17 protein-coding genes are annotated in these 21,285 nt (G+C 46.4%); 6 read left to right on the top strand and 11 right to left on the bottom strand.

What is annotated here, in order from left to right; translation table 11 throughout:
• Positions 1-53: 53 nt before the first annotated feature.
• Positions 54-446 (top strand): YbaN family protein, encoded by a 393-nt coding sequence (locus IGJ26_RS00485; RefSeq protein ID WP_005232815.1) that lies wholly within the window; start codon positions 54-56, stop codon positions 444-446.
• An 82-nt stretch (positions 447-528) separates the two neighbouring features.
• Here the strand turns inward: IGJ26_RS00485 and ppdK are convergent, their stop codons facing one another.
• Positions 529-3,162, bottom strand: coding sequence for a pyruvate, phosphate dikinase (gene ppdK, locus IGJ26_RS00480; RefSeq protein WP_275626449.1), 2,634 nt, complete (start codon positions 3,160-3,162; stop codon positions 529-531).
• 190 nt (positions 3,163-3,352) lie between these two features.
• Here ppdK and IGJ26_RS00475 point away from each other — a divergent pair, with 190 nt between their 5' ends.
• Genes IGJ26_RS00475 through IGJ26_RS00465 form a run of 3 tightly spaced genes read left to right on the top strand, consistent with a single transcriptional unit; the run spans position 3,353 to position 6,680 of the window.
• Positions 3,353-3,988, top strand: coding sequence for a helix-turn-helix transcriptional regulator (locus tag IGJ26_RS00475; protein ID WP_005232817.1), 636 nt, complete (start codon positions 3,353-3,355; stop codon positions 3,986-3,988).
• Positions 3,989-4,000: 12 nt separating this feature from the next.
• Positions 4,001-4,819, top strand: a complete 819-nt coding sequence (locus IGJ26_RS00470; RefSeq protein ID WP_005232818.1) for a pyruvate, water dikinase regulatory protein — start codon at positions 4,001-4,003, stop codon at positions 4,817-4,819.
• On the top strand, positions 4,809-6,680 hold the full coding sequence (locus tag IGJ26_RS00465) for a fructose-1,6-bisphosphatase (RefSeq protein ID WP_430599784.1): 1,872 nt from the start codon (positions 4,809-4,811) through the stop codon (positions 6,678-6,680). The genes IGJ26_RS00470 and IGJ26_RS00465 overlap by 11 nt, the downstream gene beginning before the upstream one ends.
• A 33-nt stretch (positions 6,681-6,713) precedes the next feature.
• Here the strand turns inward: IGJ26_RS00465 and IGJ26_RS00460 are convergent, their stop codons facing one another.
• The 7 genes from IGJ26_RS00460 to IGJ26_RS00430 form a co-directional block, all read right to left on the bottom strand.
• A complete protein-coding gene (locus IGJ26_RS00460) occupies positions 6,714-7,127 on the bottom strand; it encodes a phosphate-starvation-inducible PsiE family protein (protein WP_005232820.1) in 414 nt (137 codons plus the stop codon).
• Between the two features lie 297 nt (positions 7,128-7,424).
• Positions 7,425-7,991: a hypothetical protein gene (locus IGJ26_RS00455; RefSeq protein WP_005232821.1), complete on the bottom strand. Its 567-nt coding sequence runs from the start codon at positions 7,989-7,991 to the stop codon at positions 7,425-7,427.
• Positions 7,992-8,259: 268 nt separating this feature from the next.
• Entirely contained in the window at positions 8,260-8,763 is a 504-nt protein-coding gene (locus IGJ26_RS00450; RefSeq protein ID WP_008376644.1) for a general stress protein, read from the bottom strand.
• 242 nt (positions 8,764-9,005) lie between these two features.
• Positions 9,006-11,108, bottom strand: a complete 2,103-nt coding sequence (locus IGJ26_RS00445; RefSeq protein ID WP_430599783.1) for an SH3 domain-containing protein — start codon at positions 11,106-11,108, stop codon at positions 9,006-9,008.
• A gap of 221 nt (positions 11,109-11,329) precedes the next feature.
• Positions 11,330-12,559 carry an L-lactate MFS transporter gene (locus tag IGJ26_RS00440; RefSeq protein WP_061053544.1) on the bottom strand — a complete coding sequence of 410 codons (1,230 nt, stop codon included), beginning with the start codon at positions 12,557-12,559 and terminating at the stop codon, positions 11,330-11,332.
• A gap of 90 nt (positions 12,560-12,649) precedes the next feature.
• Positions 12,650-15,076, bottom strand: coding sequence for a flavocytochrome c (locus tag IGJ26_RS00435; protein ID WP_430599782.1), 2,427 nt, complete (start codon positions 15,074-15,076; stop codon positions 12,650-12,652).
• Between the two features lie 18 nt (positions 15,077-15,094).
• Positions 15,095-15,700, bottom strand: coding sequence for an NADPH-dependent FMN reductase (locus IGJ26_RS00430; protein ID WP_008376652.1), 606 nt, complete (start codon positions 15,698-15,700; stop codon positions 15,095-15,097).
• Between the two features lie 263 nt (positions 15,701-15,963).
• Here IGJ26_RS00430 and IGJ26_RS00425 point away from each other — a divergent pair, with 263 nt between their 5' ends.
• On the top strand, positions 15,964-16,884 hold the full coding sequence (locus tag IGJ26_RS00425; RefSeq protein WP_430599781.1) for a LysR family transcriptional regulator: 921 nt from the start codon (positions 15,964-15,966) through the stop codon (positions 16,882-16,884).
• A 65-nt stretch (positions 16,885-16,949) separates the two neighbouring features.
• Here the strand turns inward: IGJ26_RS00425 and IGJ26_RS00420 are convergent, their stop codons facing one another.
• The 3 genes from IGJ26_RS00420 to IGJ26_RS00410 all read right to left on the bottom strand — a co-directional run bounded on the left by IGJ26_RS00420 (position 16,950) and on the right by IGJ26_RS00410 (position 20,170).
• Positions 16,950-17,891, bottom strand: coding sequence for an FAD:protein FMN transferase (locus IGJ26_RS00420; protein WP_086294334.1), 942 nt, complete (start codon positions 17,889-17,891; stop codon positions 16,950-16,952).
• A 136-nt stretch (positions 17,892-18,027) separates the two neighbouring features.
• Positions 18,028-19,236 carry an NAD(P)/FAD-dependent oxidoreductase gene (locus IGJ26_RS00415; protein WP_005232831.1) on the bottom strand — a complete coding sequence of 403 codons (1,209 nt, stop codon included), beginning with the start codon at positions 19,234-19,236 and terminating at the stop codon, positions 18,028-18,030.
• 31 nt (positions 19,237-19,267) lie between these two features.
• Positions 19,268-20,170 (bottom strand): prenyltransferase, encoded by a 903-nt coding sequence (locus IGJ26_RS00410; protein ID WP_008376658.1) that lies wholly within the window; start codon positions 20,168-20,170, stop codon positions 19,268-19,270.
• A gap of 93 nt (positions 20,171-20,263) precedes the next feature.
• On the opposite strand from IGJ26_RS00410, the gene IGJ26_RS00405 reads away from it, so the two are divergent.
• Positions 20,264-21,244 (top strand): polyprenyl synthetase family protein, encoded by a 981-nt coding sequence (locus tag IGJ26_RS00405; RefSeq protein WP_005226544.1) that lies wholly within the window; start codon positions 20,264-20,266, stop codon positions 21,242-21,244.
• Positions 21,245-21,285 lie beyond the last annotated feature (41 nt).

Genomic DNA, 21,285 nt, shown 5'->3' with positions numbered 1-21,285 from the left:
CCTCCGTTATACTGAGGGTAAGATACGAAACACCCAAATAAGGAGGGTTACTTTTGAAAAAAACACTGTTTTTTCTTTGTGGATCACTGACATTCGGTTTAGGTACTTTAGGAATATTTTTGCCTTTCTTACCTACAACCGTCTTTTACTTGCTGACGGCTTATTTCTGGCTGCGGAGTTCCGATACCTATTATCAACGCTTGGTTCAATCAGAGAATTATCAAAAATACATTGAAAAACCACTCGTACAAAAACAGCTGAGCACCAAGGCAATGGTTCGGATGTTTGCCATGATGCTGGTAGTCTTTGCAATTCCTGCACTGCTGATCCCCAATCTGCTGGTACGTTTCGTCCTCGCTGCCATCTACCTCGCCCATGTCATTGGGATCACTTGGTATTTAAAAGGACGCAAACCTGCGATCCAAAAAACGGATCAGCCCCTGTAAGGACAAAATTGTACGTACACACCGTAATCCACCAAGCAAGTGAACCTTGCTAGTGGACTGCGGTGTATTTTTTTCTCCTATTTTAGCGGGTGCTCACTGACGCCTCTTCGATAATGGGGGCTGATTGGGCGATCGCTAACCAAGCAGCAGGGATCCGGTATGGGGAACAAGAAACATAGTCGATGCCGATCTCTCGCAAAAACGCAATAGAATAGGGATCGCTGCCGACTTCGCCACAAACACCGATCGAGTGCTCTGGCTGACGATCTCTTACGCCGGCGATCGCTTGACGCATCAACGCGCCAACACCTACCTGATCTAAGTGCTGGTAAGGATCTTCTTGTAAGATCCCCGACTGCAAATAGGCTTGAATAAAGCTGCCGGCATCATCCCGCGAAAAGCCAAAGGTCATTTGGGTCAAGTCATTGGTACCAAAACTAAAGAACGCCGCCTCTTCAGCACACTCCCCAGCAATCAAGCACGCTCTAGGCGTCTCGATCATCATCCCGATCTCGATGTGCAACGGTTGCTGAAGGGTTGCTTCTGCTTGAGCGATCACCTGTGTCAACGTCTCTTTCAACACCTGCAGCTCTGCTGGCAAACTGATCAGGGGCAATAAGATCGCCGCCTCTACCTCGACTCCTTGCTGCCGCAATTCCACAGCCGCTTCACAAATCGCCGCTGTTTGCATTTCATAAATTTCTGGATAGCTGAGTCCTAAACGGCTGCCGCGATGCCCCATCATAGGATTGACCTCTTGCAGTTCGTCAATTCGCCGCTCGATCACTGCCAATGATTTTTTACTGCGGCGGGCCATCTCAAGGCGTTCATGCTCATGGGGCAAGAATTCATGGAGTGGTGGATCTAATAAACGAATCGTGCATTTTTTTCCTTGCGCGGCCTGCAGCATTTCTTGGAAATCGGCTTTTTGATAAGCCTTGATCTCAGCCAAAGCCGCCAATCGTTCCGCCTTCGTTTCTGCCAAGATGACTTCCCGCATTTTCCACAAACGCGCTTCCCCAAAAAACATATGCTCCGTCCGTGCTAAGCCGATGCCCGCTGCACCAAAGGCCAGCGCAGCCTCAATGTCATTTTTCGTTTCCGCATTTGCGTAAACCTTTAGATCTGCCTGGGCTTGTGCCCACGTCAAAAGCTGATCCAGCAAAACCCGCTCCTGTACACTGGTCATAGGCAGCTGCCCTTGATACAGTTTGCCACTGCTGCCGTCTACGGAAAGTACGTCACCTTCTTCAATCAGCAGCTCGCCGCAGCGGGCCTGTTTCAAAAATGCATCGACGCTTAGTGCCTCGCACCCTACCACACAGCAGACCCCCAGACCACGGGCGACCACCGCCGCATGAGAAGTCATCCCCCCACGAGCGGTAATGATCGCTTCACTCACCACCATGCCTTCAATATCTTCAGGTGAGGTTTCCTGCCGCAGCAGCAGGACTTTTTCTCCTGTGCGGCTGGCTTTTTCCGCCGCCTCTGCAGTGAAATAGACATGTCCTGAAGCTGCCCCTGGACTAGCCGGCAAGCCCTGCGCAAAAGCTTCGGCTTGTTGCAAGGCTTCGGGGGCAAATAACGGGTGCAACAATTGATCGATCATTTCTGGTGTGATTCGGTCTAAGGCTTGCCTGATGGTGATCCGACCTTCTGCGACCATATCCGTTGCAATTTGCGCTGCCGCAGCGGCGGTTCGTTTGCCGTTTCTTGTTTGCAAGACAAACAACTGGCCGTCATCGATGGTAAATTCAATGTCTTGCATGTCTTGATAGTGATCCTCCAAACCCTCAGCCAGTTGCTTTAGTTCCTGATAAATCACAGGATGTTGTTGCGCCAACGCTTGGATCGGTTGTGGTGTACGAATGCCAGCAACCACATCTTCCCCTTGAGCACACACTAGAAATTCGCCGAAAAGTCCCGGTTCCCCGGTTGCTGGATTGCGGGTGAAGGCGACACCCGTCCCACTATTTATCCCGCTGTTGCCAAAAACCATTTCTTGAATCGTTACGGCAGTCCCTAGATCGTCAGGGATCCGATGGAGGGAACGGTAGGTCTTAGCCCGTGGGTTGTTCCATGAGCGAAAAACTGCCGTGATGGCTGCCAATAATTGCTGAAACGGGTCTTGGGGAAACGCTTCTTGGGTATGTTCCATATAAATACTTTGAAACACGCGGCAGATCATTTGCCAGTCATTGCCGGTCATCATTTGGTCTGACACATAATTCTGCCGTTTCTTATAATCTGTCAAATAGGCTTCAAAGTGTTCTTTTGCTACACCTTTCACCACATCCCCATACATCTGGATCAAACGGCGGTAACAATCATAAGCAAAGACGGGGTCCCCCGTCTGCTGAGCCAACCCTTGGACGGTTTCATCATTCAACCCAAGGTTTAAGATCGTATCCATCATCCCTGGCATGGAAAACTTGGCACCACTGCGGACAGAAACCAATAACGGCGACTGCAGTCCGCCAAATGTTTTGTTCCTGCGGACTGCCAATTCTTCGATGGCAGCTTTGACTTGCTTGATGATCGCCTCAGGAAGAACCTGTTCTTCTAAATAGGTCAGGCAAATGGTGGCCGGGACGATAAATCCCTGAGGAACAGGCAAACCCAAATTGGTCATCTCCGCAAGATTTGCCCCTTTCCCGCCTAATAATGCTTTTTGCTCTTTCGTGCCTTCTGAAAACCATACGACTGCTTTTTCCATCATGTTCCTCCTTTTAAATGTTATATACTATTTCGATTAATTAGCAGTATATAGTATGACACATTTAATCGTCAAGCCAAAAAAAGAAAACTTTTAAGGGATTTATCCTTTTTAAAAGAGAAGGATTGCCTTTTCATTCGGAAAATCATATAATCAATAGCATAGCACATAAAAGAAAGAAGGTGACACATTGGAATTAAGCCAAAGACAAATGAAAATCATTGAGATCGTCAAAGAGCATCAGCCGATCAGTGGGGAGACCATTGCGAAGCAGTTGGGTTTGAGCCGCGCAACCTTGCGGAATGACTTATCGATTTTGACCATGACCGGTTTATTAGACGCCCGACCGAAAGTCGGCTATTTCTATACAGGACAAACCGTTGAGCCTTTGCTTTTCGAAAAACTCTACCATACCAAAGTTGCAGAAGTCATGATCCCACCGTTGCTGATCTCACAAACGGTCTCCGTTTATGAAGCAGTCACGACTTTGTTTATGTACGATGTCGGTTCCCTCTATGTCAAAAATGACCAAGACGAACTGATTGGGGTACTCTCCCGCAAAGATCTGCTGCGCTTTGCGATCAGCAATGCCGCACCGGAAAAAACACCCGTAGCGATGATCATGACTCGCATGCCAAACATCGTGACCATCACACCGGAAGAAACGATCTTGACGGCTGGTACGTTGTTAGGACGACATGAAGTCGATACCTTGCCAGTGGTCGATCCACAGGAACCAAAAAAAGTCATCGGCAAAATCACGAAGACGCGGCTGATGAATTACTTTATTCAAGCAGGCAATGACAGCGACAACACACACTTTTAGGGGGAAAAAACAATGAAGAACGTTCGAATATATTTGATTTCAGATTCCGTAGGCGAAACGGCACAAAAGCTGATCGCCGCCGTTTCCGCGCAGTTTCCCACGATCGACCTTTCAGATATCCAGCTCTTTCCCTTTACTAATGATGAAGAGAGCTTAGGCGAGATCCTCAAAGATGCCTTGCTAGACAAATCGATCGTCGTTACCACCTTAGTCAATAAAGAATTAGTCGCTTTTGTTGATGCCTTTGCCAAACGGACTGGCTTGCAGCATGTCGACTTTATGTCGCCCTTGACCACGATGCTGGAAAAAACATTCGGTGTAGAAGCCGTCCAAGAGCCTGGTGCCTTGCATCGCTTGAACCAAGCATATTTCAGCCGGGTGGCCGCGATGGAATTTGCGGTGAAATACGACGACGGCAAAGACCCACGGGGATTTCTCGATGCTGACTTTGTCCTATTAGGGGTTTCGCGAACCTCAAAGACCCCATTGAGCCTATACATGGCAAATCGCGGCTACAAAGTGGCGAATCTGCCTTTGATTCCTGAAGTCGCTTTGCCAGCCGAAGTGCACCAAGTAGACCCACGGAAAATGGTCGGTTTGACTACGAATCCAGAATCCCTTACGGAAATCCGGCGGTCCCGGATGCATTCATTGGGCTTGAAAGAAGAAACCCATTACACCAATTGTGAACGAATCGAAGCAGAATTAGCCTACGCGAATGAATGGTTCAAAAAGCTGAACATTCCGGTGATCGATGTCAGCAAACGCTCCATTGAAGAAAGCGCGATGCTGATTGAAGAACAAGCCAAAGAACAGGCCCATGTTCAATAAAGACACCTTGGCAAACCTGACCGAGATCATCAACTTGGAAGCCATCCAGCAGCTGCCGAAAGCTACCGAGCATTTTGTCAGCGATCTGCATGGCGAATACGATGCCTTTGACCATATTTTGCGGAATGGTTCTGGCAGTATTCGAGAAAAAGTCGAGACTTTGTTTACCGGTGTCTTGACGAAAGAAGAACAGACCGAACTCTGTTTTGTCATTTATTATCCAGAGGAGCTATTACAAGAACAGGCCTGGACCCCTGCCGATTGGCGCTTGAAGATGGCACAGCTAGTGAAAGTTGCCCGCTTTACTTCCAGTAAATACACACGCTCCAAGGTACGCAAAGCATTGCCGACTTCTTTTGCTTACATCTTAGAAGAACTGTTGTACCAATATGATGCCGACTTCAATAAAGAAGCTTACTATCAGGCGATTTTTGATAAGATCATTGAATTAGAGGCAGCCCCGCTTTTTTGCCAAGAACTGGCGTACTTGATTCAGCGTTTCGTAGTGGACCATCTCCATGTCTTAGGCGATATCTATGATCGAGGACCGGCGCCAGACAAAATCGTCGATCGCTTGATGGCTTTGCCTTCACTGGATATTCAGCTAGGCAACCATGATATCTTGTGGATCGGTAGCTTTTGCGGCTCGCTGCCCTGTTTGGCCAATACGATCCGCATCGCTGCTCGCTACGGCAATTTGGCATTATTACAAGATGGTTATGGGATCGATCTATCAAAAGCACTGGCTTTTAGCCAAAAATATTACACAGAAAATGCCGGCTTTTATCCGCAAAAAACAGTGGACCCTTTATCAAGCCAGCAAAAAAAAGCCGCCATGCTTTTGCAGCAGGCATTTGCCATCATCCAATTCAAAGTCGAAGCAGCCGTGATCCAGCGGCGACCGGCATTTGCGATGGCAGAGCGCTGCTTATTGCATCGCTTGTCTCAAGATCGACAACAAATCCAGCTAGACCAGACCTATCCTTTGATCAACGGCTGTTTTCAACTAGTAGATCCCGATGATCCTTACCGTTTGACAGCCGAAGAACATGAAGTATTGCAAGATTTGCTGAGCCAATTTCAACGCTCGCCCCGCTTAGCTGCGCATATGCGCTTTTTGGTCGAGCATGGTACATTGTACCAGCGCTTCAACGACAACCTACTGTATCACGGCTGCCTGCCTTGTCGGGAAAACGGCGATTTCCTGGCCTTTACTTTCCAGCAGCAGCCCTTGGCAGGCAAAGCGTTGATGGACTTTTTTCAGCAATGTTTGCAGGAAAGTTTTGCCCAACCAGAAAACCAAACAGACCTTGCCACCGATATGATCTGGTATCTTTGGTGTGGCGAAGGCTCTTCCCTCTTCGGCAAAAAAGCCATGAAAACCTTTGAGCGCTACTTTATAGCAGATCGCAACACTCATAAGGAACAAAAAAATGCCTATTATTCTTTAAGGGAAAACGAAGACTTCTGCTGCCGTGTCCTAGCTGCCTTCGGTCTGCCGCCGACAGGCCACATCATCAATGGCCACACCCCTGTCAAAGTGCGTAAAGGCGAGACGCCCATCAAGGCAAATGGTCGTTTATTGGTAATTGATGGCGGACTTTCCCGCTCCTACCAATCCGTCACAGGCATTGCTGGTTACACGCTGTTGTCAAATTCCTTCGGCATGACCTTAGCAGCCCATCAACCCTTTACAGATCGCCAGCAAGCCATCCAGCAGCGACGTGACATCGTCACTCAGAAAAAAATCGTCGTGCGGCAAACGGAAAGAACAACGGTAGGGCAAACAGATATCGGCAAGCGGCTGCAGCAAGAAAGCCGAGTGCTTTTTGAAGAATTAAAAAATCATCCGATTGGTTGACGAGTCATTCGTCAACCAATCGGATGATTTTTTTTACAGTCCTTTGGAACTATGAAAGGCTTTGAGTTTTTCCAACGCCTGCAGCACAATGATCAAGACCAAGATCGCTAAGGCTAAAAAGAGCGTTTCTAACCCTTTTCCCTGCGCTAAAAGCAACTCCCTTAAAATCGCTGTGATACTGATCAAAATCAAGTAGCGCACCGGAATATGGTGACCTTCTTTTACGTAACGCAATAACATCAAAATAATTTCCAGTAAAATAAACAATGTTGCGATCTCTTCGATCAATAAAGAAAGATCGCTAACTTCATGCAGTGGGATCACATGGACAACGATTTTATAGATCGCTTCCGCCATCACCACCAAAACCAACAGAACCAACAGTCCTAACATAATATCAACCACAACACTAATCAATTTTTCGAAGTGCTTAAAATACTTTCCCATAACACCCCTCCTCGCACTTATTATAGCGAAACTACTCAGAATCACTTTATGATATGCTTGCAAGTGCAGCTTTTTTTATGGAGGCAGTGAATAAAAACGTAAGACAGCTCTTTTCTGTTCCAGCAATCCTCCAAAAAACCTTCCTCTTTGCTACTTTTTGAAGTCTCAGAGTGAGGAATCGCGCATCCTTCGTACACTTGGTGTGTTCGTGGCTCTGACCATAAGCAAATAAAAAAGCTAGGCTCAAGGCCTAGCTGAAATGGTCCCTTTAGATGAGATTGATTTTTACAGTCAGGCTCAGTGAGCCCCTTCGACTGTTAGATCAACATTTTCACTCGTATCTTCCGCAGCTTCGTCGTCGCTATTGGAGGTTTCTGAAGACGGCTCAGTCGTTTCACTGCTGGAGCTGCTTGTTGTAGTACTGGTCGAACTCGTACTGGAAGAGCTTGAAGAACTGCTGCTAGCGCTACTGCTAGAAGTATCGCTGGTGGTGGTTGATCCGCCACTCGGCGCGGTACTCGAACTGCTTTCGCTACTTGCAGAAGTGCTGACGCTAGGCTCTGTCTCTGCTTCACTTACGGAAACAGACGTGCCTTCATTTGTCGACGCTTCGATCGAGCGACTAGTCGTTGAAGGCGATGTGTAAGAACTAACACTGGCTTCATAAAAAATCTGACTGGAATCAGAGGTTTCTTCGATACTGCTGCTTGCTGTCTGGTAAGGTGGCTCGGAGGAACTACTGGAAGAATCTCGTACAAAGGGCGCGGCAACAAAGGCATTGGCATCTTGATTGATCGCCACACTCAAAAAAACCGCAACAAAACAACTGACTAATGCCGACTGCATATTGAACTTGAATTTCATCGCACTCCCCATCCTTTCCCAAAAATATGGTTGGACCTTCCGTCAATGATCTATCTCATTCTTATATTATACAAAAAAAAGCAATCGTCAACAAATTAAGTTTTATTTTCAAAGATGACAAAGACATGAATGCCCGTTGCGCAACAAAAAAAGCCCGAGGGCGACGGTCGATCACCTGCGGGCCCATCCCTTCACTAAGGGTTGGCAGGTGCGACGGATGCTCGTTCCTCTGGCTTTAATGGTTCCTTTACTTAAGAAATTCTTTTACTTATAAGTTTCGCAGATGATTCGGGTCATGGATCGGTGCTTCAATATCGCTGTCTCCCATGCGGGGCGTTGGATGGACGGACTCATCTGGCATTGCTGTTTCACCTGGTAACGGTTGATCGATGATTGGCCCAGTATCTGCATCACGATCGGTTATTTTGTCCATCGGCTGATAATCGTAGACACCGACAACGAGTTTGTCTCGTTCAAGGTCATCACGATAACCATATAACGGATCATGCTCATCATGCCTATGATCGGAATCGCCGAAAGAAAAAGCATCTTTGATTTTTTCCCAAAGCGAACGATCTTCATCCTCACTAGCTGCCTGCTCCACTTCCACATCGTCGATGGATTCTAACCCAAATTGATCGATGACTGTTTGATTCGCAAACAGCACGATATCCTCTTTGCCATAGCCTTCGTTTGTCAATTGCTCAATAACCGGTAATACTTCTGTTCGAGTGTCGTAACTGCCAATAATCGTTAGGTTTCTGTTGTGCATGTGAAATCCTCCTTATTTTGTGTACGCTTCGATCGTTCTGGTTCTGAAGCAATTCCTTTAAAACTAGCAATTTCTATTGCTTCTTTCATTCTAACGCAGGGTTCTATGATTGACCAAATAGTTTGATTGCGCTTACGGAAAACAAGCGGTTTCTTGAAAAAAAAACTAGCTGCTCCGGAAGAAGCGGATCCATCATAAAAAAACCGCGTGAGCCAATGGCTTGCACGCGGTTTTTTTGCTTGTTACTTGGAAACGATCAGTTTTTGACCGACAAAGATCGTATAGCTGCTGTTGATGTTGTTCCATGATGCGAGTTGGCTGATGCTGGTGTTATATTTTTGTGCCAGTGACCATAAGCTGTCCCCTGATTTCACCGTGTGCGTCTTCGTTGAACTGCTGCTGGTATTCGTATTAGAAGACCCACTGCTAGCAGACGTCAAGTAGGCACCACTGACCCAGCCTTTGCCAGAAACATAATACCATTTGTTCGTGCCATTGACGGTCGTCCCGGTTTTTGTTGCGGTAACCGTGACGGTTGCTCCTTTACTTAAAGAACCAGTAATACTACTGCTAGTAGAAGCATCGGAACGAACATTTAAAATCTCGGTGGTTTTCATTTGCTGATTTGTGGTTATTGAACCGTTATTATTGGAAGAGCTGCTGGTTGTTGTCAAGTAGGCACCACTGACCCAACCTTTGCCAGAAACGTAGTACCACGTTTTATTGCCTTCCACTGAAGTGCCGTTCTTTTTCGCTGTCACGGTAACGGTCACCCCTTGACCAAGCGTTGTCACGACACGGCTGCTGGTAGAAGCATCGGAGCGGACATTCAATGCGGCCGTCGTTTTCATTTGTTGATTGATACTTGAACCATTGTCTTCTTTTTCCGCTTCAGAAGCATTATTGTTGGTCACTTCAGTAAGGTAGGCACCGCTGACCCAACCTTTGCCAGAGACATAATACCAATTTTTGTTGCCATTGACTGATGTGCCGGTTTTCATGGAAGTGGCAGTAAAGGTCGTACCTTTGCTAAGTGACCCTACCACTGATCCGCTAGTGGACGCGCTAGAACGAATATTCATCGCTTCTGTCGTCTTCATTTGCTTGTTGATCGTCGTACCGGAATTGCCATTGTCAGAACCGGTGTTGCCTGATCCGCTATTGTTGTTTGAAGAGTCGGTCGAAACCTTCGTCAAATACGCGCCGCTGACCCAACCTTTGCCAGAAATCTTATACCACGTGGTGTTGCCATTGACGCTGGTGCCGGTTTTGGTCGCCGTTGCCGTAAACGTCGTATTAGCTGCTAACGAACCAGTAATAGAGGCACTGGTGGAAGCATCGGAACGAATATTCATAGATGACGTGGTTTTCATCTGCTGATTGATCGCTGTTTCATCACTGACGATCGTTTCATTGCTATTGCCGCCACCTGTGTTTGAGCTGCCGGTATCATATTGCGTTAAATTATACGTACTGATCAAATTGTTTAATTTGCTGGCATAAGAAGTATCGGTTGCATACCGCCCTTGTAGCCAAGCGGTCGCTTGTGTGTAAGAGGTCGTATTGCTTTTCCATGCACCGCTGTAATAGTAGTTGCCGCTAGAAAAACTCGTGTTGCGCAACACATATGCATTGTCTTCAAAAGACTCTTTTAATGATGGGTATTTCCGAAACTTAGCGCTGATCAAATAATAATTGCCGGAACCATCATCTTCATACGTATCCATCGTCACGTATTGGCCGTTGTAGCTGCCTTTGATCCCAAACATATTGTTGGCCGTGGTCGTCAAAGTCGAGGCGCCCCAACCAGATTCCAAAATCGCTTGTGCCATCATAACAGAGGCATACAGATCGTTTGCTGCCGCCACTTCCGTTGCATAGCCGCAAATCTGACTGATAAAGGCAGCCGGATCGATCGTTGCCCGTGAAAATAATGCCCGACTAGTCAAATCAGAAAGGACTGATGGTACTTCATCTGCTTCTAAGACTTCATCACTAGCGACTGTTGTGCGTTCTGTCGTCGCTGTTTCTGATCCCTCAGTAACTGCTTCAGCTCCTGACTCCTCCGTTATTTCCGAAGTTTCTTCGGTCACAACAGGTGCTGTCGTCGATTCTGTCGTTTCCTCAACCGGCGTGCTGTCGGTTTCTGGTGTAGTGTTTGTTGTTTGTTCAACGACCTTAAGGTCATTGCTGGTTTCTGTCGTTGCCGTTTCAGCCGCATGCCCTAAGGTCGGGATAAACGTTGATCCCGCTACTAAAGTAGTAGCCATCGTAATACTTTTTTGGGTATATTGCGTGCGCTTCAAGCGCTTTTCTAAGCGGCGTCGTTCTTTACGAATTGTCATTTAATCCCTCCGTCGTATTAGCCTTTTTTTATTGTAACACGATTTATTAAAAAATGGGGGGTTAAGATGAAAAAACAGTGAAATCAACGAGATAAATTCTTGCTATGAAACAGTTTTCTCTTTTGCTTCATCAGCCAATACTCTGTTCTAAAAAAAGAAAAAAGAGTTGTTTTAGCACCAAAAAAGCAGCCTTTATCAAAAAGACTACTTTTGGTGAATTGTTATTTAATAACAGGTGCGGGCTTTTTGGCTTTTTTTAGCATCGCATAGCCTATGTTGAGAACAAGCCCAAAAACGGCCAAGAAAATTGCCGTATAGAAGGCTTTTGTATAATCTCCTTGGTTACTTTCTGCGATTGCTGCTGCAACTCTGGGGCCAAAGAATGCCGCCGTAGAATAACCAATAAAGACGATTCCATAGTTGACCCCTTGATTGATCGGTCCGTAATTTTCCATAACGATCGATGGGAATACCCCCATCACGCCCCCGAAGCACAGTCCTAAACCGATGATCCCGACAGTGAAGATCACAGTTGTTTGACCAAGCGTCAATAAGAATAAGGACAATGCCACCACGCCATAGATGATCATCAACGTATTCGTCCGACCAATTTTATCAGAAACGGTGCCCCAAAGGACACGACCAAAACAGTTGCTCAATGAGTACAAGCTGACATAAAAGGCAGCGGCCGCTGCCGTCAAACCAAACATACTTTGCCCGATCACTGAGGCGTTGGAAGCAATCATCAAACCTGAGAAAGCCCCTACCCCTAACATAACGATAATCAAGTAAAAAGTTGGTGTCTTCAGCATGTCCAACCAATTTAGATTGATTTGAGGACCATTTTTTCCTTGATCCGCTGGTTGCCAACCTGCTGGACGGTAATTTTCTGGTGCTTTACGAATAAATAGACTAGCCACCAAGACGATCACGATATAGGCAATTCCTAAAATCCGAAACGCCGCTAAGACATCTTGTGATTCGATCAAACGATTCGCAATCGGTGCGGCAATAATCGCTGCCCCACCCATACCTGCTGTAATCAAGCCCGAAGCCAGTCCCCGTTTATCCGGGAATAACCGAATCGTATTGCTTAAACAAGCTGAATAGGCAAAGCCTTGCCCTAAACCAGCAAAGACTCCATAAGTCAGGTACAGCATAGCGGGTGAGTTGACCAAACCTGTCAGGAAGAAACCCGCTCCGAACAACACGCCTCCACCAGCGATGACCCATCTAGCGGCTCCTCGGTCTGTCAGCAAACCACCCAAAATCATGGTAATCGGGCCAACTGCGGCATTGATGGTAAAGGCTAGCATGATCTCTTCCATGGACCAACCTTTTAATTGACTAAGAGGTCCTGCAAAGACACTAAAGGCATATACAGCGCCCGTACACAGCAACACTGCGGTCGAAGCGATCAGAATCAGCCAGCGATTGATTTTTGTTTCCATTTTTTCTCTCCTTTGTTTTAAGCATGTTACTTTATTCACATGTTTTTTCAAAAGCTAGCGCGCGTGACGAGTCACAACGCGCAAGGCTTTTTATTCGAGATGTTCTGCGACTGCTGTCTTTCCAGCAATCCGGCCAAAAGTAAAGATGTCTGTCAACGAATTGCCGCCTAAGCGATTGCCGGCATGGATCCCCCCAGCAACTTCTCCTGCTGCATATAGTCCTTCAATGATTTGATCTTCCTTCGTCAACACATGGGTTTGCGGATCGATCTTCAATCCTCCCATCGTGTGGTGAACCGCTGGTTTTCTTGGTGTGGCATAGAAAGGCGCTTTTTCCACTTTCAAGTCGAAAACATCTTTGCCAAACTCTGGGTCTTTCCCAGCATCCACATAGCTGTTGTATTTCGCAACGGTCGCCTCTAAGACGGCTGGATCAACATTGATCTGCTCTGCCAGGCCAGCCAAGGTCTCACTGCGGAACAGCGTACCAGCAGCTACTTGCTTATCGATTTTTTCTTGGCTCGTGTTATAAGCGGTTTTCTTGATCTCTTCATCCGCGATCAAATAGAACAATCCGCCATTATCGATCGCCGCTTGGGTCAATACATCGCGGCTTTCGTACTCATTGACAAAGCGCTCCCCCTTTTGATTGACCATCACAAAGTTAGCTGGCGGCACTTGCAGCCCACTGAATAAAGCCCCTGTGTTCGGATCAGATACGGGCATCATTTGTGAAAAGCCCATGCCAACAAGGTCCGCGCCAGCACTTTCCCCTAGTTTGATCCCGTCACCAGTGATCGCTGGTGAATTTGACGTTTTGATATCGTCTTCGATCTCTGTCCAATAGGTATTGTATTGTTTCAACATTTTGGTGTTCGCTCCGAACCCGCCGGAAGCCAAAATCACTGCTTTGGCATGGATTGTGATTTTTTGACCGTTACGGCCTTCCCCGATGATTCCAGTAACCTTACCATCTTCGATCAATAATTCTTTGACAGGCGTATCGGTTAAGATCGTTCCGCCATGTTCTTTCACGAATTGATGCAAAGCCGATACAAAGGCATACCCTTCGTTTTTGACTGGTTTATGCCCACGGCGCCATTTCGCTCCTACTGGCATATCGACATTGTTCATATCAAATTCTACGCCGATTTCTTCTAACCATTTCACTGAGGCCAATGCTTGATCCGTCAAGATTTTCACTAGCTCGTACTTCCCATAGATCGGTTGCCCATTCAAATCTTTGCGTTTTCCGCCTAGATAAGTTTGGATTCGATGCCACAAAGCAGAATCAAACAAGTATTCTTTTTCTGGCGTCGTTTCTGAAAGATACGCAGTGATTTGTGCCTTCAAAGCTTTGAAGTCTGGCAAGTATTCTGCATCGATGTCTTGTTCATCGATCGTCAGAACTTCTTCTAAAGCACTGCGTTCGCCAGGCAATGCGGAGAAGCCGTTTTGCCATTTTGGATCCGCAGCATTCATCGGTCCGCCAGTACGTACGGTATTGCCGCCGATCGCTGGGAATTTTTCTACTAAGATCACGTCTTTATTGGCTTGCAGCACACTGGCAGCTGCACTCAGACCTGCGCCGCCGCCACCTACGACAACGACATCGGTAGTATACGTTTCATCTTCTGTTTGTAAAGCACTGGCGGCTTTTGGACGTTTGCGCAAGACATCTGGGTTCGCACCAGCCATTTTCACGGCTTTCGCTACCCCATCGACGACACCGTTACTAGTAACCGAAGCACCAGAGATCGCATCGACATTTAAGGTTTGCCCTTCAATGATCTCTTGAGGGATCCGTACGAAAACGACATCAGCGATCCCTTCTGATTCACCAGACGTATCGATATCGATGGCTTCGATCCGTTCTTTGCTTAATTTGACGACCATTGGTAGATCCCCGTTATGTCCTGGTGCTGTGACGGTGTATTCACCAGGCTCATAAACGACTTCTTCTGGTACGTTCAACAAATTAGCGACTTCCGTAAACCGAACGAACTTGCGGAAACAGCTTTCCAAAAAGTCGATCGTTCGTTGATCTTTTAAATTGCCTTGTTCATCAAAGGCTTGATGCGCACGCCCCAGCAAGAACTCATTTCCTGGCATGACTGTCGCATTGACACCTGGAGCGTCAAGGATTTGGCGCAAATGAAGCTGTGCTCGGGAGGAGCCTTGCACATCGTAGGATGCGCCGACGATCATCACTGGTTTGCCATCAAAGGGATGGAGATTGAAGGAGAGCCATTCCAAGACGCTTTTCAATGCGGAAGGAATCGAATGGTTATGCTCTGGTGTTGCGATAATCACTCCATCGGCTGCTAAAATCTTGCTATTTAACCGTTGGATCACTTCGCTATTGGTTTGATCTTGTGTTTCATTGAACATTGGAACATCCTTGATTTCCAGCAGTTCAATTTCTGCTAGGGCAGCAAATTCTCGCTGCATAAACGCTACTAATTGGCGATTGGTCGATTTTTTGGCGTTCGTTCCGATTAGGCCGACAAATTTCATGACTAGTTCCTCTCTTTCTTATGCTTGTTCCCACGAAAATTTCTTTGCTCGTTCTTTAGCCGTTGAATATTCACTGACCAGACGGTTCGTGATTTCGACGAACAAGACAAATTCATTGAAACAGTCTTCTAGTTCGGCAACTTTTTCGTTATCGATCAAGTTTCCTTGTTCATCGAAGGCTTGCATGGAATGCCCTAACAAAAATTCCGCACTCGGCATGATTCGGGCTTTTACTTCAGGCGCATCTAAGATCTGACGCAAGTGGGCTTGGGCTCTCGATGAACCTAATGCACCAAGAGAAGCACCCGTGATCATCACTGGTTTATCGATCAAAGGCCGCGTCGTATAAGAAAGCCATTCGATCATGCTTTTTAACACCGCTGGGATCGAGTGGTCGTATTCTGGTGTACTGATGATTACCCCATCTGCTGCTTCGATCTTCTCTGACAAGGCTTGGACTGCCGCTGGTGCCGTCCGATCTTCTGGTTCATTAAATGCCGGCAGATCACTGATTTCGCAAAGTTCGATCTCCGCTTGGTCACTAAAATGGCTTTGAATAAATTGCAGTAAGCGACGGTTGGTCGAACGCGTCGAGTTGGTTCCTACGATTCCAATCAATTTCATTATCATCTCTCCTAATTGTGAATAATTTAACATTTAACAAAAAATAAAAAGTTTTTGACCATTGGCTTTGATTTCTTTTTTCAATCGTTTCTCAAGTTGTTTTTTACGACCTATTGAGATGAAAGGCTTCTTCCTAAACAAAAAAATCTTCCCCAAGTACCCATTAAGTGTACGGCTGAATTCTTTATTTGTGAAATATTTATTTAATTATCCATCGATAACAAATTTGTTATAATGAGAAAAATGACTAGGAGGACAACGCGATGGCACTTAAAGATTCCCATCTGATGCTGCAATACCTCGATACCTTGTTAAAGCATAGCAACTACACCAAAGCCGCCAAAGATCTCTACATTTCACAGCCTTACTTGACGCAAACCGTGAAACGAGCCGAGCAAGAGCTAGGGACCCCCATCATCAATCGGCAGCCGGGACATTTTCAACTGACGGAAGCTGGTAAAATCTATTATCAATATCTAGAAACCTTGGAAACAGAATCTGCCAAATTGAAAAGTCGGCTGTCTTGGTATACCGCGACCGAGAAGCGTTCTCGTTCTTTGCGCTTAGGCATCTTGCCAAGCCTTGGTTCTTACCTGCTGCCGCTCTTTTTGCCTGCGTATTATGAACACTATCCCAACGTGCACTTTTTCTTGCGGGAAGACCTGCCGAAGCACAATGAAAAACGCCTGCTGAATGGGCAGCTGGACTTTTTTATCGGACAAAATCCTGAGACGATCGCACCGAATCTAACGGTCCACAGTACCAATCAAGAACGGTATCTAGCGATCATTCCGCCTTGTTCTTCCCTGTATCAACCAGAGAAGCGGTATTTAGCGCCTGATTCATTGGCCGTCAAAGACTTGCTGCAAAGTCCATTGATTTTGACCGCCAGCGGCTCGGCGATTCGGCGCCAAATCGATCAATTGCTGCAAAAATACAAAGTAGAGGCGACGGTTCTCATAGAAAGCAGCAATATTTATACAGCAGCGGCATTGGCAGAAAACAACCTTGGGATTGCGATCGTACCAGAAAGCGTGCTACAAGCAGCGACCGCGACCCCTTTTAATCTTTATCCAATGCCAGAGGAACTCTTGTCCCTCACCTATTTTATTGCCCACCAAGCCGAACGGGCATTGTCAAACAGCGAAGCCGCCTTGATCGAGGCCTTTTTGCACCACGTCTAGCTTTCCTTTTTTACAAAAAAAACAAGCAGCGATCACCTATATTCCTAGGTGATCGCTGCTTGCTTTCATTCTGCTGTTGGCGTTTCGATCAAACGTGCTAATTCTTGCGGATAGATCAATTCACCTTGTTTGGTAATGACTAATCCAGTGATCCCTTCTAACGGCGCCAGCTCCTGCAAGATGGCTTGTGGCTCTTTGCCGAATAAGCGGGTCGTCCAAATCTCTCCATCAACCGATTTGTCGGATAGAATCGTGACACTGGCAATGGCTGACTCTAACGGATAGCCCGTTTCTCGATCAAAGATATGATGATAGGTCTTGCCCGCTACCTGATAGGTTCGTTCATAGATCCCTGATGTAACGACTGACTGATTGTGTACCTTCAACGCGGCGACAAAATTCCCTCTTGGCAAGAAAGGATTTTGGATCCCTATCCGCCAATAGCCATCAGCATGGCTCGGGGCATCGCCGTAAGTCACCACATTGCCCCCAAGATCGATCAAAGCGGCTGTGACACCGACCTGCTTGAAATACGCCATCAACAAATCAGCAAAATACCCTTTCGCAACGGCCCCTAGATCAAGCTTCATGCCGGCAGCTAACCCAACGGTCTGCAGCGTTTCATCCAAAACGATCTTGGCGGGATCAGTCTTTGGCAGCAGTTCAGCGATTTTCTCAGGCGTTGGTAGATGGGCATCTTGAAACCCGATTCGCCATTCCTGCACTAAAGGACCGATGGCAATATTTAAGTAGCTATCTTTTGGCAAGCTATGGGTTTTCCCTAGTGCGATCAATTCAACCAATTCCGGTGTGGCGGCGATCGCTCCTTGTCCTGCCTGCTGATTGATCTGCATCAACTCCGACGTAGGGTCATTGGCACTAAAACGCTGTTCAAAGGCCACGGCTCTTTTCGCTGCTTCCTCTAAGATCACTTCTGGGGTTTCATGCTGCACCCAAATCGTGATCACCGTTCCCATTCCCTGTAACACTCGTTGACCTTCTGCCATTGTCCTTGCTCCTTTGTCCTCTTCTTTTGGCTATCATAGCAGTTTCTGGGAGAAAAAAGTAGTCTGCGGGATGCCGCCACTGCTTTTTTTGAAAAAAAACTGCGAGGTCACCCTCGCAGTCTGCTGTCTCTATTGCTCAATGATAAAAGTCGAAGCGGCCTTTCGCCAATACTTCTTTGACCCCACCGGTTTGGTACAAGGAACGGTCCATAATGGCTTTTTTCACCACGGAAGCGGGATAGCCTTTGATGCCCATTTTCCCTACTAAGCCAAAGGCATGGGTATTGCCGATAGACGCCACTGAACCTAATGATTCAAAGTGGAAATCTGTTGGTTTTTCCCCGTTCATTTGACGTAAGATATTTTTACCCGCATGCTGCCCCATCTTCAAAGCGATTTGAGCCGTTGTTGGATACGGGCGATTGGTCGCTGGGTCCATGACTGCTGAAACATCACCGACAACATAGACGTTACTATGATCAGGGTCTGTTAGGTCTTGATTGACCATCACGCGACCCCGACGAGCAGAAAAGTCTGATTCAGCCATCACATGGCTGCCGCTGACGCCTGTGGTCCAAACGATGGTTTTGGCTGATAATTCAGCTGTTGCTCCTGTATCGGCATCATCTTGATAGACAACGACACCCGGTTTGATTGATTTGATGGGTTTACCAGTCAGGAAGTTCACGCCCCATTTAACGAGATTTTTGATCCCATAATCCGATAGTTTTTCATCAAACATCGGTAATAAACGAGTCACTGCTTCGACACAATACAGTTTGATGTCTTCTGGCTTGACGCCTGCTGCTTTCGCAAAGGTTTTACGGTTTTCCACCAATGAACCTAGCAATTCGATTCCGGTAAAACCAGCACCGCAGACAACGATTTTTAGGTAGTCAGGATTTTGTGTTTCTTTGTATGCCTTCATTTGTTTCAACAAATGATGATAGATGTTTTCTGCGGAGTCGACATCCACCATTTCCAACGCATGCTCCTCGACACCAGGGATCCCAAATGATTCTGATTCAAAGCCTAACGCCACGATCAAATAATCATACGTGCACGTGGATTGATCTTTAAAAACGATCACTTGCTGGTTACGATCGATCGACGCAACTTCCTTTTGAACAAAGCTCGTCTTTTGGGGACGAACGACATCATTGATGGGATAGCAAATGCGGTCTCTTGGTTGCGTACCAGCCGCAACTTCATGAAGATCGGTTGCCTCATAATGATAATCGTTTTTGTCGATCAATGTGATGTGAAACGCTTCTTTTGCTCCTTGCAGTACGTGCAATGCTCGCAATCCAGCATACCCTGCTCCTAAAATGACAACTTCCTTCATGTTTCCTTACTTCCTTTCTTTGCTGTAAAAATTATAAAATCAAACCAATCGCAAAACTCAGCACTTGTACGCATGCTCCGACCGCAAGGATCCGAACGGCACAAATGAAGGTCTCTCTTTTGATTTGTTTTTGCATAAATCGTTTTGTCTGTTGCCAGACAAAGGGCGCCGCGAAAAAGGTCAGAACCAGTGACCAAGGCGCAATGTTGAGGGCAACTGAGGCAATGATCGCAACAAACGCCAAGACGTTCATCGCGATAAATAATTTCAACGCACGGGCTTTACCAAGGTAATGCACCAGCGTATAGCGCTCATTTTTTTCATCCTCTTCCAGATCACAAATGTTGTTTGCCAGCATCAAGTTGGCGATCCATAATGTGTTGGGCAATGAGATCAAGAAAATACTGCCAATCGTGGCAATGTTCCATTCAAAGGTTTGATAGGCATTGAGATAGACACAGATCAATGAGATCATAAAGCCCATCGTAAAGCCGGAAAAGAACTCGCCTAAAGGCAAACTAGAAAGCGGCCGTGGACCAGAGGAATAAAAGATCCCGACTAGGTAACAATACAGCCCCATCCAAAAGAGCGGCCAGCCAACCACCATTGCCAAGGCGATCCCCATGGCGGCGGAAAGGATGATCATGGAGACCATCAACCAAAAAACCAATTTGACAGACAACTGCTCCCGACCAATAATATTGGTTTTTTCTTTGTAATCATGCCCTTCTGTGGCATGATGGTAATCGTTGTAGTTATCTAAAATATCCACCGCCATATTGAAAATCAGCATGGCAATGAAATACAATAAGACATAGCCAAGATGAATCGTTTGATAATTGTACCAGCTGTAGCAGACACCAATAAAAAATGGCAAAATACTGGCGGTTTTTGCTTTAAATTCGACAAGTTCTAAAAATACAGGTAGCGTCACAACTCCACCTCCTTTAGTGAGTGCATTAAACTAGTCAATCACGCCCCTTTACGCTAGAATAAGGGCTGAATGACTGTTAGAAAGGGTTATACTATGTTTGACTTTTGGATCGATTATCCGACGATCGAACAACGATTGAAAACCGTATGTTCCATCATTGAAGAACACGTTACTGTTCGTAACAAAGAGATACAAGATGTTTTGATCGACTTTACTTATTCAGGTGGAAAAATGCTGCGGCCAGCGCTCTTTTTTTTGTTTGCTGACTTAGGCGATCCCCATTATAAAAAAACCGACCAATTAACAAAAATTGCTGCTTCTCTAGAAATTTTACACATGGCCACTTTGATCCATGACGACATTATTGACGATTCGCCGCTGCGCCGCAGTCAAGTCACTGTTCAAGCCAAATATGGCAAGGATATCGCGGTCTACACGGGTGATCTTCTGTTCACCCAATTTTTTGAGCTTTTGATCGAAAGTATGAATGGCTCCCCGTTTTTAAAAACCAACGCACAAGCCATGAAACGACTCCTTTTAGGTGAGCTTGATCAAATGCACACTCGCTACAACATCCATGAATCGATTGACGACTATCTGCAAAGCATCAACGGCAAAACCGCTGAACTGTTTTGGCTCGCTTGTCTCGAAGGCGCTCATTTTGGCGGCCTCGACACAGAAAACCAAGAACGAGCTGGTGAGATCGGGCGCAACATCGGGATCGCCTTTCAAGTATTCGACGATATTCTCGACTACACCTCTGATAGCGGCACCTTGAAAAAACCGATTCTAGAAGATTTGGCGCAAGGGGTCTATACCTTACCACTGCTATTTGCCAAAGAACAGGCACCTGCAGCATTCGCTCCTTATTTGAACAAAAAAGCAGCACTCTCCTTGGCAGAAGCCCAAGAAGTTGCGGATCTTGTCGTACGTTACGGTGGTGTCGAAAAAGCGCGCGCTTTCGCGGTCACCTACACGCAAAAAGCCTTAGACGACATCGATCTACTGCCCGAAGCACCTAGCAAAGCCAAAATTCGTTCATTAACTGAACTGCTCTTGCAGCGCAATTACTGAGCCATACAGCAATGAGAAGAAAAGCGTCCATCACTGATTGA

It is taken from the genome of Enterococcus sp. AZ095a (assembly GCF_050546735.1).
Lineage (GTDB): Bacteria > Bacillota > Bacilli > Lactobacillales > Enterococcaceae > Enterococcus_D > Enterococcus_D entomosocium.
The sequence above is the reverse complement of the archived record's forward strand: the minus strand, read 5'-3'. Positions and strand labels throughout refer to the sequence as shown.

Bases quoted from the DNA above. Each gene is read 5' to 3' on its own strand.
- IGJ26_RS00440 (WP_061053544.1), bottom strand. From the start codon at position 12,559: ATGGAAACAAAAATCAATCGCTGGCTGATTCTGATCGCTTCGACCGCA.
- IGJ26_RS00445 (WP_430599783.1), bottom strand. From the start codon at position 11,108: ATGACAATTCGTAAAGAACGACGCCGCTTAGAAAAGCGCTTGAAGCGC.
- IGJ26_RS00415 (WP_005232831.1), bottom strand. From the start codon at position 19,236: ATGAAGGAAGTTGTCATTTTAGGAGCAGGGTATGCTGGATTGCGAGCA.
- IGJ26_RS00455 (WP_005232821.1), bottom strand. From the start codon at position 7,991: ATGAAATTCAAGTTCAATATGCAGTCGGCATTAGTCAGTTGTTTTGTT.
- IGJ26_RS00425 (WP_430599781.1), top strand. From the start codon at position 15,964: ATGGCACTTAAAGATTCCCATCTGATGCTGCAATACCTCGATACCTTG.
- ppdK (WP_275626449.1), bottom strand. From the start codon at position 3,162: ATGGAAAAAGCAGTCGTATGGTTTTCAGAAGGCACGAAAGAGCAAAAA.
- IGJ26_RS00430 (WP_008376652.1), bottom strand. From the start codon at position 15,700: ATGAAATTGATTGGAATCGTAGGAACCAACTCGACGCGTTCGACCAAC.
- IGJ26_RS00460 (WP_005232820.1), bottom strand. From the start codon at position 7,127: ATGGGAAAGTATTTTAAGCACTTCGAAAAATTGATTAGTGTTGTGGTT.
- IGJ26_RS00420 (WP_086294334.1), bottom strand. From the start codon at position 17,891: ATGGCAGAAGGTCAACGAGTGTTACAGGGAATGGGAACGGTGATCACG.
- IGJ26_RS00405 (WP_005226544.1), top strand. From the start codon at position 20,264: ATGTTTGACTTTTGGATCGATTATCCGACGATCGAACAACGATTGAAA.
- IGJ26_RS00470 (WP_005232818.1), top strand. From the start codon at position 4,001: ATGAAGAACGTTCGAATATATTTGATTTCAGATTCCGTAGGCGAAACG.
- IGJ26_RS00450 (WP_008376644.1), bottom strand. From the start codon at position 8,763: ATGCACAACAGAAACCTAACGATTATTGGCAGTTACGACACTCGAACA.
- IGJ26_RS00465 (WP_430599784.1), top strand. From the start codon at position 4,809: ATGTTCAATAAAGACACCTTGGCAAACCTGACCGAGATCATCAACTTG.
- IGJ26_RS00435 (WP_430599782.1), bottom strand. From the start codon at position 15,076: ATGAAATTTGTCGGCCTAATCGGAACGAACGCCAAAAAATCGACCAAT.